The sequence below is a fragment of the Enterococcus sp. AZ095b genome (assembly GCF_051714725.1).
Lineage (GTDB): Bacteria > Bacillota > Bacilli > Lactobacillales > Enterococcaceae > Enterococcus_B > Enterococcus_B pernyi.
The window spans coordinates 747,576-759,918 of the sequence record NZ_JBIOSL010000001.1 but is presented as its reverse complement, the minus strand read 5'-3'; the positions used below and the strand labels follow the sequence as shown (position 1 = coordinate 759,918).

The 12,343-nt window shown below is 39.8% G+C and carries 15 protein-coding genes; all 15 read right to left on the bottom strand.

Features of this window, described 5'->3' with window-relative positions; genetic code table 11:
- Positions 1 to 2: 2 nt before the first annotated feature.
- Complete coding sequence (locus IGJ99_RS03595) at positions 3 to 383, bottom strand: hypothetical protein (RefSeq protein ID WP_242543245.1); 381 nt, start codon at positions 381 to 383, stop codon at positions 3 to 5.
- Positions 384 to 437: 54 nt separating this feature from the next.
- On the bottom strand, positions 438 to 956 hold the full coding sequence (locus IGJ99_RS03590; RefSeq protein WP_023520360.1) for a phage tail tube protein: 519 nt from the start codon (positions 954 to 956) through the stop codon (positions 438 to 440).
- Positions 957 to 1,355, bottom strand: a complete 399-nt coding sequence (locus IGJ99_RS03585) for a phage tail terminator protein (protein WP_430607883.1) — start codon at positions 1,353 to 1,355, stop codon at positions 957 to 959.
- On the bottom strand, positions 1,355 to 1,720 hold the full coding sequence (locus IGJ99_RS03580) for a minor capsid protein (RefSeq protein ID WP_206855059.1): 366 nt from the start codon (positions 1,718 to 1,720) through the stop codon (positions 1,355 to 1,357). Before IGJ99_RS03580 ends, IGJ99_RS03585 begins: the two co-directional genes overlap by 1 nt.
- The gene (locus IGJ99_RS03575; RefSeq protein ID WP_206855061.1) at positions 1,720 to 2,055 is read right to left on the bottom strand and encodes a putative minor capsid protein; all 336 of its coding nucleotides are present in this window, start codon (positions 2,053 to 2,055) and stop codon (positions 1,720 to 1,722) included. The genes IGJ99_RS03580 and IGJ99_RS03575 overlap by 1 nt, the downstream gene beginning before the upstream one ends.
- Positions 2,052 to 2,507, bottom strand: coding sequence for a hypothetical protein (locus IGJ99_RS03570; RefSeq protein ID WP_206855064.1), 456 nt, complete (start codon positions 2,505 to 2,507; stop codon positions 2,052 to 2,054). Before IGJ99_RS03570 ends, IGJ99_RS03575 begins: the two co-directional genes overlap by 4 nt.
- Positions 2,508 to 2,536: 29 nt before the next feature.
- The gene (locus IGJ99_RS03565; RefSeq protein ID WP_430607886.1) at positions 2,537 to 2,701 is read right to left on the bottom strand and encodes a HeH/LEM domain-containing protein; all 165 of its coding nucleotides are present in this window, start codon (positions 2,699 to 2,701) and stop codon (positions 2,537 to 2,539) included.
- Positions 2,698 to 3,585, bottom strand: a complete 888-nt coding sequence (locus tag IGJ99_RS03560) for a capsid protein (RefSeq protein WP_206855069.1) — start codon at positions 3,583 to 3,585, stop codon at positions 2,698 to 2,700. The genes IGJ99_RS03565 and IGJ99_RS03560 overlap by 4 nt, the downstream gene beginning before the upstream one ends.
- Positions 3,586 to 3,598: 13 nt before the next feature.
- Positions 3,599 to 4,189: a phage scaffolding protein gene (locus IGJ99_RS03555; protein WP_010733985.1), complete on the bottom strand. Its 591-nt coding sequence runs from the start codon at positions 4,187 to 4,189 to the stop codon at positions 3,599 to 3,601.
- A gap of 197 nt (positions 4,190 to 4,386) precedes the next feature.
- Positions 4,387 to 5,535, bottom strand: coding sequence for a phage minor capsid protein (locus IGJ99_RS03550; RefSeq protein WP_438748826.1), 1,149 nt, complete (start codon positions 5,533 to 5,535; stop codon positions 4,387 to 4,389).
- A gap of 4 nt (positions 5,536 to 5,539) precedes the next feature.
- Positions 5,540 to 7,078, bottom strand: a complete 1,539-nt coding sequence (locus IGJ99_RS03545) for a phage portal protein (RefSeq protein ID WP_438748828.1) — start codon at positions 7,076 to 7,078, stop codon at positions 5,540 to 5,542.
- Positions 7,079 to 7,092: 14 nt separating this feature from the next.
- Complete coding sequence (locus IGJ99_RS03540; protein WP_438770620.1) at positions 7,093 to 8,388, bottom strand: PBSX family phage terminase large subunit; 1,296 nt, start codon at positions 8,386 to 8,388, stop codon at positions 7,093 to 7,095.
- The gene (locus IGJ99_RS03535) at positions 8,363 to 9,244 is read right to left on the bottom strand and encodes a terminase small subunit (protein WP_438770618.1); all 882 of its coding nucleotides are present in this window, start codon (positions 9,242 to 9,244) and stop codon (positions 8,363 to 8,365) included. Before IGJ99_RS03535 ends, IGJ99_RS03540 begins: the two co-directional genes overlap by 26 nt.
- A 481-nt stretch (positions 9,245 to 9,725) precedes the next feature.
- Complete coding sequence (locus tag IGJ99_RS03530) at positions 9,726 to 10,079, bottom strand: sigma-70 family RNA polymerase sigma factor (RefSeq protein WP_438770912.1); 354 nt, start codon at positions 10,077 to 10,079, stop codon at positions 9,726 to 9,728.
- Positions 10,080 to 10,449: 370 nt separating this feature from the next.
- Positions 10,450 to 12,315, bottom strand: coding sequence for a phage/plasmid primase, P4 family (locus IGJ99_RS03525; protein WP_438770616.1), 1,866 nt, complete (start codon positions 12,313 to 12,315; stop codon positions 10,450 to 10,452).
- Between the last annotated feature and the right edge of the window lie 28 nt (positions 12,316 to 12,343).

Here is a 12,343-nt window from a genome sequence, read left to right as displayed (position 1 = left end):
CTCTATCCTTCTAAGTAACGCTGCATTTTATCGAAGAATTGTTTTTTTCGTCCGCCAAGCTCTTCTCCTACTGCGGAACAAATCTCCATGTAGTACTCAGAGATCAATGTGTAGTCAGGCGAAAGCTTAAACAACTTGTTAAATGCGCCATCTCCTAAAAGCTGATCCATCACTTTTTCTAATTCTTCATGCGCCTTCCTGTCAGCTGTTTCCGGTTTGATCATCTCTTTTTCCAGTTTTTCAGTGATCTTTGCAGACTTTGTCGCATAATTTGAAACTAATTTCCAAAAGGCTTCTGCTCCTTTTTCGGATGTATCAATATAAAATGTGTGTTCGCCAATCTCAATTGGTAGTTGTGTTTTTTTCACTTGGATTTTTACCATGTTTGTTTCCTCCATTCGTTGGTATGTAAAAAAGAGAAGCGATAATCGCTCCTCTTACTTAGTCTCTTCTTTCTTGTTTGCTTTAGTGTTTGTTGGTGCAGAATTCAAAGACACATCTGCGTTATTACCACCGGATCCCGGAACACCTTCCGTCGGTGTTGCATCGAAGGTAATTGTACAAGAAAAATCTTCCGTTGCATCCGCTGCACCAGATCCAGCCACAATGTCCGTCACTGTCGCATGTCCAGTCCATTGTTTTGTCTTGTCAGCACTGACAACACGATGCCAAACTTTACGACCAATGCCGGTTTTATACTTCATGTCTGCAATAATTTTTTGTGCTTTATCTTCAGAATCATAGTCACCAGATACGTTATAAGCTCCAGATACACTATTGACCATGTTTGTTTTCACGCCGTTGTAGTAAGCTTTTTCCTCTGTTGTTTCCGTTGTCGCATCAGAAATGTCTTCAATTCCATCTGCCAATTCTACCCACGCAGCTTCTGTTGGTGGTGTAGCGATATTCGTAAATGGCGCAATAAAATGACCACGTTCACTGTTTACATTTTTCATTTAGTCTTCACTCTCCTGTGATTTATTTTTAAAATAGAGTTTTGCTTGGACGACTAATCGATAATAGAAGAACTTTTTATCGTCTTGACCAAGCAAAAAGGGTTCATTGGAAATTGTCAAAGCCATGAATTGATAAGAACCATCTTCAGATGGGATAGATTTCACATTTTCTAAAATCTCAGAAAGCTGATAGATGACACGGTCGCCAGAAAAGTTTTGGGTCTTGAACCGAAATTCAAACGGCAATTCCTTGACCTTGTCCCCATTCATGTACGATTTGACTGTTCGGCCTCCCGGTAGTGGTACCAACCGAATTGACTCCTCCTGATCGATGGCTTGGATAATCACCGGCACATCGATTTTACTGGCTACTTCCTGTAGCCGATCTATAAAATCCATTATAGTTTCGCTCCAATCTTAAATGCCTGTAACCAATCACTCATGAATAAGGGTTTCGCTGCTTCATCCCAAAATGGACCGGTTCCGGGCTGCTTATTGACAAATGGGATCCATACACCAGTTACTGGATGCTTTCGGCCGCCATAATACTGCGGACCTGCATATGGCGCATCAAATATCAGCTGACTTCCCCGACCAGATACTTGGCCAGTGTCACGCAAATGCATCGTGTCCCATGGCACCACATTTTCGTTCATGGTTTGTAGCATCCGGTTGGCCATGTTCAACTGACCAAGCCCCAAGTTATCTTCACTAAGCTTTGATCGGACACCACCTAGATCAATGTCAATCTTGATCCCACTCATCAGACCACCTCAATTTCATAGCCGAAAGGATCAGGTGAATCAGCATTCAGCGGTACAACTTTTGCGATAGTGTAATGTTTGCCAAAGATCTCAATTTGGTCTGCAACTGAAAATTCTGGTAATGGTCCAGTGTATTTCTTCACCATAGAAATCAATGCATTGGGCGTTTGTACTTTCCCATCGACATCCCTCGGCTCAAACTTGACTGTGTCATCAAAGCGGACATGCTCAATGACAAGCTCATCCTCAAGAATAGGCTCACCTCTTGGGGTTACACCAATTTTCTTCCGATAGATCATTGCATGAGGGAAAAAACGTTTTGGTGGCATTCTCATCGACTCACCCCACGATATAACAGGCCTGTGCCAGATAACTGCAGCATAGCGTCCCCAGAAAGCAGGGATACTTCGTTTGTCGATGACGAACCACCTTTGCTTTTAGAAACACTCATCCGACCAATGGACCAGCTGTCAGGCTCTTGCATGCCGAACGTTGTAGTGGCCTCAGCCTCATGCATGTACTCAATTTGATAAGCAACAGCCAACTTGAATGCATCGCGCCGCATCGGAATATCTGACTCGAGATCATTCCTCTGATAAAAACGTCTCGTTTGGATGTCCAACAATGCACTAGCTTTTCTCAGAAACTTTCGGAAATCTTTTTCAGTCAGTTCTGTTTCTTTATCCACCAAGCGTTTATACTCTTTAAGAGACAAGTAGCCACATGGCTCGATGCTTTCCTGATCGTCAAAGATTTCATTCAACGGCTTACGTCTTATTCGTTCCATGGTTTCACCTCCATGAAAAAAGAGAGTGGTTATTCACTCTCTTTTAACAGCTCAATTAATTCTGGTTTCTTGGCAGTTGATGGATACTCAATGCCAAGACGATTTAACTCAGCTCTAAGCTCATCAACTTTCATGTCATCGATGACAAATGATTTACCTTCTACCCCAGACTTCCCCGGTTCTTCCGGGGTCATGCTTTTGGGTCATCATAAGAGATATAGATTGCTGGACGTGCTTTCTTAAGTACCAAGCAATCGTAATAATCCAACCCTTTGATGGTGTCACGGTAACCGCCACGATCCTGGTCAGCAGGGACCAAATCAATCGTATTGTACTTCTCGATTGGCTTAGCAACGGTGATAGGTGTCATAATGAAATTAATATGCTTGTCTTCATCGACCTGCAACCGATTTTTAGCAACCTTTTGGATGATGATGTTCGTGCCATCAAGCATCTCGACACGACGATCGATACCATTAAATTGAACAGTGTTGGTGGTAAAAGTTTTAGAAACGCCATCTGCATTCTTCAATGCTTTGTAGGCATCACTAGACATAAATGCCACAAACTGACCAATGACTTCTGTGTCAGTCATGTACGCTTCAGCATCGTCGAAGCTATCTAAAATATTAGATTTAGTGATTGTTTCTTTGACCGTTTTTCCTTTGTAAACATTATCAGAAGTATCAAATCCGGCTTCAAGTAAACGTGCAACAGCGGTTTGATCTTTCTCAGGAATCGTAACCAATCGAGTGTGCTCTTCAATGACAGCACCTACTTGATAAGCTGCATTTTCCGATTGATCTAAGCGATCCATGTCGTAGCCCATCCAACGTTCCTTTTCCAATTTTAAAGTTGATTTCTCAACGGAGATATTGTTCCGTTCGTTTTCTTTATTCCGCTTATAATCGGCAGCCGTAAATCCTTGCATTTCATTTACACGTACTTCGTGAGTACCCACAAAATCAGCTTCCGTGATATCTTTTGCCCCTTGGGTCAATACTTCCCATACTTGCGACTCAGCTGCAAATTCCTTGTCGATTTTCGCTAAATCTTTACTGTCTAAAATTACTGGCATTTAAACCACTCTCCTAATTATTTTTTGTTCTTGCAATATTCTCTGCTAAATTATCTTTCCAGCTTTTTTCTTTAGGTGGCTCACCACCACCTGTATTACCAGCAGCCACAAACTGCTTTTTCTTTGGCTGTGGTGCAGGATCGCTTGATTGAAACAAATAGCCTTCATCTTTTTTTAGTGAGGCTACTTTATCATCTAATCCCTTGACCCCTTCGTCAGTCATTTCCAATTCATCTGCCTTCAACAAAGCTTTCACAGCTGTAATGTTCTTAGCTCCAGCTTGTGTTAAAGCTAATTCGATCGCAGCGTTCTTACGATCTGCTAGTCTTTCAGCGGTTACGGTTTCTAACTGATTTTTATAGTCATCAATTTGTTTTTGCAGATCTTCATTTCCACTGTTCGATGCTTTCAACTGCTCAACAAGCGCATTTGCGGCGGTTAAATCTTCGTTTGCCGTTTTTAGCTTTTGAGACTTATCATTAAAATCAGCTTTAGGCACAGCATTTTTCGGAAATTCTGATTTTATTTCTTTTGTCGCTCCGTCTAGATCAAACTTCCCATCCTCTCCGACGTGTTTTGATAAAATTTCTTTGATCCATTCCATGATTCATTCTCCGTTCCTTTTTATTCTGGTTGGTACCAGTTTAGAGTGTGAGTTATACCGCTCACTCGGTAGATAAACAGTTTAATGTCATATTCAGGACAAAATAAAAGCCTAGCAAGCTAGACTAAACAAACCAAAATCCTCAAACTTCAAAGCAAGACCAATTTGCTTTAATCCTTCAACCATGCTTCCTCCTTTTATGAATATACTTGCTCTCTCGAATAATCCCGGCGTAACAATTGATCATGCTCATTGATAAAAGTACGCAGTGCTGCTTGACGTCGTCTGACCAGTTTTTTGAAGTGCAGAACATCTTCTTTGTTGTCCATTGTCGTTGCTGCGTTCAATTGCCGCTTAGCACGTCGAATAGCGACTTCCATGCGGCGTTGCTTGGCAACCAAGTCCGCATTGTCAATCGCTTGTTTTGGATCATATTGCTTCATGTGAATATCAAGATCCGGATCATAGATTTGGATGTACAATCGATGTCGACAATTAATACCTTGGGTTCCGTCAGGCTCACCGTATCCATAATCATAGATCGATGAAATATGACGTAATTCTTCCGGCGCATCCTCTTTACGGACAAGCAAGACCCATCCGCCTTGGATATGGGCACAGTGTGGTCGTGCAGCCATATGGCTACTCATTAGCGCTGTGACAATTCCATGCTCTAACCCTCGCTTAAGTCGCAGATCCTGATAGACTCGATGCGTTGTGGTTTTCAAAACCATCCGAACGTAGCGCTCAAGGCTCCATTCACGCCCTGCCTTGTCGACAAAGGTCGTCATCACCCCTTTTTCCACCATCGCATAGATCGATTCTCTAAGCGCCAGTTGTGGCGTTTTAGTGCCGCCAATGATTTTGGCCGCAGTATCGTTTAAAACTTGTTGATACATCTTAGCCAGTGGATTATTCGGATAATTAGTGTCGATCAGCGTTTGATTGACATGATTGTCAAGATCTCGCCATTGCTGATTAAGATACGACTCCATCACATTGTCAATCTCAGTTCGTGATGGCGGTTCTTTTCCAGTTTGTTGAGATAAGTTTTTGTCAAGATCTGAAATGACTTCAAACCCCATATCCACGATGATTTTACGTAGCTGATCATAAGAATACTGACTTGTTTCATTGACCAATTGCTGCAAAGATTGTTGATTCAATAAATTTAATTGATACATCTTTTCAATTTTCCAATGAAAAGCATTGTCCTCATTCAAAGGCATTCGAGTTGGCATTTTCAAATGCTTGACAAGCATCCTCATGATCTCATCTTCCATCGCCATATAAGCATCTTGAATATAAGAAGCCTCAATATCTAACTGGTTAGGTGTAATGGCCATTCAATCACTCCTCGAAGTCTTCGTATCCAGAATCTCGTATTTTACCAGTAGTCTCATCAACTACATCTAATTGCGCTTGTCGGTAAAGATCTTTTGCCTTACTTTCAGGCAACTTCATTATTTTGGCTAAAGTTAACCATCCGGGAATCAGCCCATCATTTTTCAGTTCACGATAATAATCAGATTCTGACTTTTTATCTAAGAAGATGCCATCATCAAAGTTCACACCGATCTCTTCACGATTTGGAGATTCACCACTAAATAGTGGTTTCCCATCAACTTCTGTGGCCCGGCCTAACTCACACAACGCTAGTACAACATCCCGAATGAATTCCTCTAATTCGGTTGTTTGCTGGTTCCTCGATTGATATGTTTGCGAGTTCTCGCTGATTACCTCAGTTGCCGTCTTATTCGTCGTACGTACCCCGGCACCATCGAAAACGAACGTACCAGTCGAAAGTCCCACTTCCATTTCTAGAAGACGTAACCGATGATTGATTGCTCCAATGTATTGTTCTGTTCGAATTTCATGAGTTAAATCCGTAATCTTAAAATCATCTGGTTTAGATCCGGGAATAACCACATAGAAATCATCGTTTGGGTCAAAGGTCAAATCAATATTTCCAGTCTCTTTGTTGGGCACACCATCCAGCATCGATTCAGGAACAGCAACTCGCCGTTTTCCCACATCAATTTCATGATCAAACGCATCCAACGCTTTGTTTAGTCGATCAAGTGTTCGTTTACAGTTATCGTACACACCAACACCAAGTGGCGAATATGGGTTGATATTGTTAAAACCAGCTGGCTTGAAATAAGAGAAGATAGGGCGTTCAATTTCTTCCCCATGCCTCGCTGGATCCAACTCTGCATATTGTTCCAAAGTGTCCAACGATACCTGCATTCCTAAAACATTATATTTTTCACTTTCATAAAGCTCATTGAGCACCCAATATTCTCCGTCGATCCACTGGTGAAACTCAAGTAGCGTGTAAAAGAATGTTTTGGAGCCTTCAGTTTTGATGGTTTTAAACGCAATCGCACACTGACTGATTTTATTGGTGCTACTCTCCAATGGGTAAAATGCGTCAGGCAGTGCCCATGAGAACTCAATTTGTCCTGATTGGTCATTGAAATAAGGTCGCACAACTAAGCCCCCAAGCGCCATTGCTGGTTCAAGATACTTACTGAGATTACGCTTGAAGTCGTTATGTTGAAACACAGACTCTATCCAAGCACTGGCTTCATCATATTTTTTTGATTTATTATCTTTTCCGATCGTGATTTCTGCCTGTTCATTGAACATTACCTTCGCATACTCAGAAGCAACCTTGCGGGCCATATTGATATTCGCCTTTGCTCTCTGATCAGAATTACAATGCGTGTACCCTTGGTAATAAAGCAAGCTGTTTTGAATACGATCATATTCTTCACGACTCATTTGAATCTTTGGATGATCTAAAATACTTTGAAGCTCTTTTTTCGCTCCTATTGCAACCGCCCCCTTTCCAAAAACTCTTTTTATTGCTTGCCAAAATGACACCCGATCACCTCCTGCTAAAGAACATAGCGTTTCGTAAAGTAATTAATCGCATAACGACATTCGTCTAATGCATGATTGTTTTTATCCACTGGGTAGCCAGAATCATTCCGAACGTACATTCCTAATTCCTTGATGAAATGATAGTGACCATACTTGCCATCATGATCGTAAAGAAAAAAGCGTCCTTTTGACAAGGCGCTTTGCATACGTTCGATACCTATTTCAATTTTAGTGCCATTGCTGGTTACTTTGTCTTTTGAGTTGTTGTCTGCTTTTGTTGTGACGATTCCTAACACACGTAATTCCTCACTCAATGACTTACAGGCTGGATCGACAAAGAATTTTGAATGCTTAGGTAGCCATGACCACTCTTTATAACACCATTCTTTAAACTGCTTAATTTCCTTGGCATACTCACTCATCGCTTTCGTGACACCCGTGTCGGCACCACTATGATAGAAGTTGGCCATTCGATAGAGATTATACTTTCCGTCTTTCCATGTAACAAGGTTTAAGGAGCAGGTAGTTGCATCACTTTGTCCGCCGTCTGCACTAAAGAATGCTTCTACAGGCTTGCCGATGATTCCCTTCGACAGATGAGTATCTTCGTTAAACATTGAATAGATCACACCTTCAGGCATCACACGATCACCTAGCCAATCTCGTTTGTAAAGATACTCGGAGACTTTACATTCCGCTTCCCATTCTTTCAAAGCTTGTTTCGTTAAAATAGGATTATCTTGTGGTCGCCAATGACGAAACTTAAAAGACCCAGTTTCTATAAAAGGTTTAAGAGTTTCTAGGTTCGGATGATTTGGTGCTGGCGGATTCTGTTCAGCGAGATGATAACGAAAGCTAGAAGCTTTAGTCCGACGAAAAGCCTCCTCTATGACCGCTTTGTTAAGCAGGTTGAATTCCAAAAAAGTGACTGTTCCAAATGACATACCAGTGATAGCGCCGACAGCATTTACTTTTCCGCCACCTTTATAATAGATCCGCTTTTCTCCCTCTGATAGATTGATCCATAAATGATCTCCATGTTCATCGTGTCGAATCTCAGCACAGCTGGCAAAGATATGTTCCAGTCCGAATCCTTCACAATCCATAAACATTCTGTAAGCTTGTTCTTGGTTATAAGCAAGTACAAGATGATTGGTGTCAGGATGTCCTGCATAGATCAACGCCATTTTCTGCGCATCTGACATCGTCTTACCAGAACGAATCGTTCCCTCATTCAATTCCATCCGAATTCCCTTGAGCGATTGGAAAATATTCTCTTTTTGCTTAGTCGATAGTTTCAACTGGCTCATCTGCATCACTCTCCTCATCTTTCTTTATTGGACCAATAAGTGATTGGCCGATATCAATAAGGCCTTGTACTTTACTCTGTTCTTTTTCATTTAACACCAGCTTAGATGCTTTATTTTCGATAATATCAGCCTCAGATTGAACTTTGCGAATCTGCGCTTGTTTCAATTCATCAACGGCGAAGAACTTCAGTAGTTCAGACATAGCTTTTTGTTTGTCATAAAGTTTGACAGAAACACCATCTTTGCCTTTTTTGACCTCTTGAATAAGTGTGCCATCTACTTCTTCACTATTTTTCAATCTAACATAAGAAATTTTAGCGACTTTCTGTTCACCTGTTTCTTCATCAATTGCAGGATTTCCGTTCTCATCAAAGAGTAAATGATCCTCCGTTCCAAAATCGCTATAATCGGCTATGTCAGAATAAGCCTGCTTAATATATTCCGCTATAACATCTTGTACATCAACAAATATATCCTTTTGCAGTTCAGCTTTTAATCGGTGCAATTCTGCCTTTACACTAGCATTTACTAGCAGACGGCTTCCGTTGACATTGGCTGTTTTATAATCGCATCCATAAGCCTGTTGATATGCCTTAGTAGCATTGAAGCTTTGTAGATAATAAAGACAAAACAGTTTTTGTTGCTCTGTCAGATCATTATTATCTATTACTGGATGAACCTCTTTTTTGTGTGCAACCTTTTCTTTTTTTGTTGCACCCTTTTTTTCAGGAAAACCATTCCATTTTCTAGACTTCCAAGACTTAACTGTATTGATAGATACATCGTATTTAGCGGCTATGTCTTTGTACTTCATGCCGCTTTGATAATCTATGTATGCTAGTTCCCACTTTTTCACATTACACACCACCTCACATTCTTTGCTGGTTAAGTTTTGTTTCATAAAATTATGCGGTCAATACTGCACCTTTACTTCTTAACAGTTTCTTGATTCGATCAAGCACTTGTTTCATTTTGGTTCCCTCCTCAGGCAATGATAAAAAGACTCTGTAACGTCCAAGTTAATTTCGCACATTCTAAGTGAAGGACTAGTATACACAGTTCTATACGGAAGATACGATTTGATCAATCGTTGTAACAACAAATGTCGCTTGTATTGCTTGCGCGTCTCTATCTTGTACTTTCTGATCATCCATCTTACTTCATCCTCACAAAGCTTTTCCATTGATTTCCTCCAAAACAAAAAGACAGCACGAGCGAATTCTGAAATGAGATGATCCACCTCGCTTCAAAAAGTTGTGCTGTCTTTCATATTTTTCGACAATATTAGAATAACACGTAAAAATCAATACGTCTGTTGAATCTGTGTTGACAACGTATTATACATTTTTGCTAAATCGTATCATCTTCATGATGTCCGCGTGTCTGCTTCTTATATATTGATAGGTATATCCAGTCTTTTCGGCAACTGATTCTAGTGTCAGACCTTCCACATATTTCAATTTTAGAATGCGATTGTTTAATCCATTGAATTGATCAATTAATTCAATGATTTCTTTCCGTTCTTTTTCTAATCGTTCAATTCGATCATTCAATCGTTCAACCACTCCTTTTAAATGCTTTTGTTTTTGTAAAGCTGTCAAAAACTTTTGATGTTTTGCAAGGTCCCCATCATCACCATCTGAATAGTTTGACCAGCGATGAAGTTCTCTTTTATTGATTTTCAAATCAATCTTTAGTTCAAGTAATTCCTCATCAATATCAATTATCGAATTTACCCATTCATAAATGATGAATCACCTTCTTTTTAATTTTTTATTTGTAAAAGTGTGGACGTCCATACTTTGTCCATACTTTAAAAACTAAAGTGTGGACGTGTTTATCCTTACTGCCACATGAGTTACATCGATTTTTCCACACTGTCCACACTTTTTCAGTCCATATACTATATATATATTATTATTAATATATTCTTTCTTTTTTTTATAAGTAAAAGAAAAAAGTATAGACAGTATGGACAACATACTTCAACCCCTTTTGTATCAAAGGATTGACCCGTCCATACTTTCATAAAAAAAGTGTGGACAAAGTGTGGACGTTTAACTAAAGTGTGGACGCTTCATTCACTACATATTTATAGAAGAAATGTTTTCTTCCCATCATTCTCCTTTCTTTTTTTTCATATCCCATAGATTTAAGTCGCTGCGTAAATTTGGTTTGTGAGTATGGCTTTGCTCCTGATTCTTCGCAGAATCGCAGATATTCTTCGTACACGGCTTTTGTAGTCATGTTTTCATCGATTGATCCTTGATTAATGAACCCTAAAATCGTATCGCTTTCCACAAAATACTCTTCTGTCACTTTCGCGACGGTTTCGGAGGAGGAAAGCTGTCCCCCATTATTATTGATGCGTTCCATTGCATTCAGTGCAACGTTTAGTAGATATGACTTGGCATTGTCTGTGGAAAGTTTCTCATCTATTTTAGGATCTGCTTTTGTTACTTTATTCTCACAGGGAATCACTACCACCCGACGAGCAATCCCACCAGACTTATCTTTGAACGTCGGCATTTCATTTGCTGTAAAAATTAGCGTTGCTTTATTTTTTAATTTGTAAGGCTTCGAATAGATGGGGCGGACCATGATCGTGTTTCCAGAAGCCAAAGTTTTGAAGTTCATTGATTTTTCCATGTACCCAGCATCGATATCGTCCCCAACATTCACCAGTTTCCCTTCCAATTCCATTACGGATGTTTGATCGTTAAATTGTTCTAGTGCAAGGTTAAGACCTAGATCACCGATGAATGAATTTAACATCTCAAGAAACGTTGATTTTCCATTTGCTCCGGAAGAACCCACCAAGAAGAAAACTTTATGTGGAAAGCCAACCGTCATTAAAATATGACCAAGCATTTCTTCGATGACATTTCGTAAGTCTTTTTTATTTGAAGATAAGAAATCTAAGAAGTCATCCACTGTTTTGTCGTAAGCATCTGGATCATATTCCACATCCAAGAAGTAAGGAGTGAATTCTTTTGTTGCCATAGGAATGATATCCGCACCATCGAGCATAAAATTGTTTCTAAACTGAATGGGAAAATCATGCGTTTCAATGAGTTCACCCTTTACTTTGAATAAATCCAGCAGCTGTTTCCAGTTGTTTGGCTTTAATTTGATTCGCTGATCTATCTGTCTGAGTAATTTATTTTGATCGTTTATCCAGCAGTTATTTTCTTTATGGAAGGTCGATCCGTTGAAAAATTTGATACCTAGATCATCCGCAAGTGCTTCACTAGTCGTAATCATGTCTTTTGGATCCAAATAGAGCTGCTCGCGAATTTCTTTTTCACTTACTGAGTTCACTAATCCTGAAACATCCGTCTCAGGAAGTGGATCGGCGTACACTTCTTCATTGATGAAATGAGCAATTTTGGTCAAGGTGTCATAATCAATTTCGTACATTTCCCGTACGGTTAGAAGATGAGCGTACAACGAACTGTTTCGTGAGCCTTCTTTCATATTAGTCAAAACATTTTTTAATCGACTAGGCAACAATTCTAAGGGTAATGTTGGTAGATCATCGAACATGTCTAAATTGCCGTGCATTTTTCTTAGTCGACCATTTTGCTTGATCGTACCGGTGGTATTATTTCCTGTTTTATAATCAACGAGTGCGCCAGAAACAGTTAGTTTCTTGGTCCAATTTCGCAGAAGAACTTTTTTACCATTTATTTGAATGGGTCTTCTGTAATAGAGATGCAATCCACGCTTTGTTTCAAAAGCTAACGTTGGATATTTCTCTAATAGCTTAAAACCAATCTCTGGATACTCATCAAAATCAACAACGACTGTTTCTGGATTCAATAAGATTGCAGCATCATTCAATTTAGAAAGATCTGTGTAGAAGTCTTCTAGGCTTTTTTGATCAGGCTTTTTTTGCCCTGGTTCAAGTTTTATATATTTAAGCACACTGTTTTCCCACCGCCTTTTCTACTTT

What these genes read in the sequence shown, in the direction of transcription:
- IGJ99_RS03570 (WP_206855064.1), bottom strand. Translation starts at nt 2,507, where the DNA reads ATGGAACGAATAAGACGTAAGCCGTTGAATGAAATCTTTGACGATCAG.
- IGJ99_RS03550 (WP_438748826.1), bottom strand. Translation starts at nt 5,535, where the DNA reads ATGGCCATTACACCTAACCAGTTAGATATTGAGGCTTCTTATATTCAA.
- IGJ99_RS03580 (WP_206855059.1), bottom strand. Translation starts at nt 1,720, where the DNA reads ATGAGTGGGATCAAGATTGACATTGATCTAGGTGGTGTCCGATCAAAG.
- IGJ99_RS03590 (WP_023520360.1), bottom strand. Translation starts at nt 956, where the DNA reads ATGAAAAATGTAAACAGTGAACGTGGTCATTTTATTGCGCCATTTACG.
- IGJ99_RS03565 (WP_430607886.1), bottom strand. Translation starts at nt 2,701, where the DNA reads ATGACCCCGGAAGAACCGGGGAAGTCTGGGGTAGAAGGTAAATCATTT.
- IGJ99_RS03585 (WP_430607883.1), bottom strand. Translation starts at nt 1,355, where the DNA reads ATGGATTTTATAGATCGGCTACAGGAAGTAGCCAGTAAAATCGATGTG.
- IGJ99_RS03575 (WP_206855061.1), bottom strand. Translation starts at nt 2,055, where the DNA reads ATGAGAATGCCACCAAAACGTTTTTTCCCTCATGCAATGATCTATCGG.
- IGJ99_RS03555 (WP_010733985.1), bottom strand. Translation starts at nt 4,189, where the DNA reads ATGGAATGGATCAAAGAAATTTTATCAAAACACGTCGGAGAGGATGGG.
- IGJ99_RS03560 (WP_206855069.1), bottom strand. Translation starts at nt 3,585, where the DNA reads ATGCCAGTAATTTTAGACAGTAAAGATTTAGCGAAAATCGACAAGGAA.
- IGJ99_RS03540 (WP_438770620.1), bottom strand. Translation starts at nt 8,388, where the DNA reads ATGAGCCAGTTGAAACTATCGACTAAGCAAAAAGAGAATATTTTCCAA.
- IGJ99_RS03595 (WP_242543245.1), bottom strand. Translation starts at nt 383, where the DNA reads ATGGTAAAAATCCAAGTGAAAAAAACACAACTACCAATTGAGATTGGC.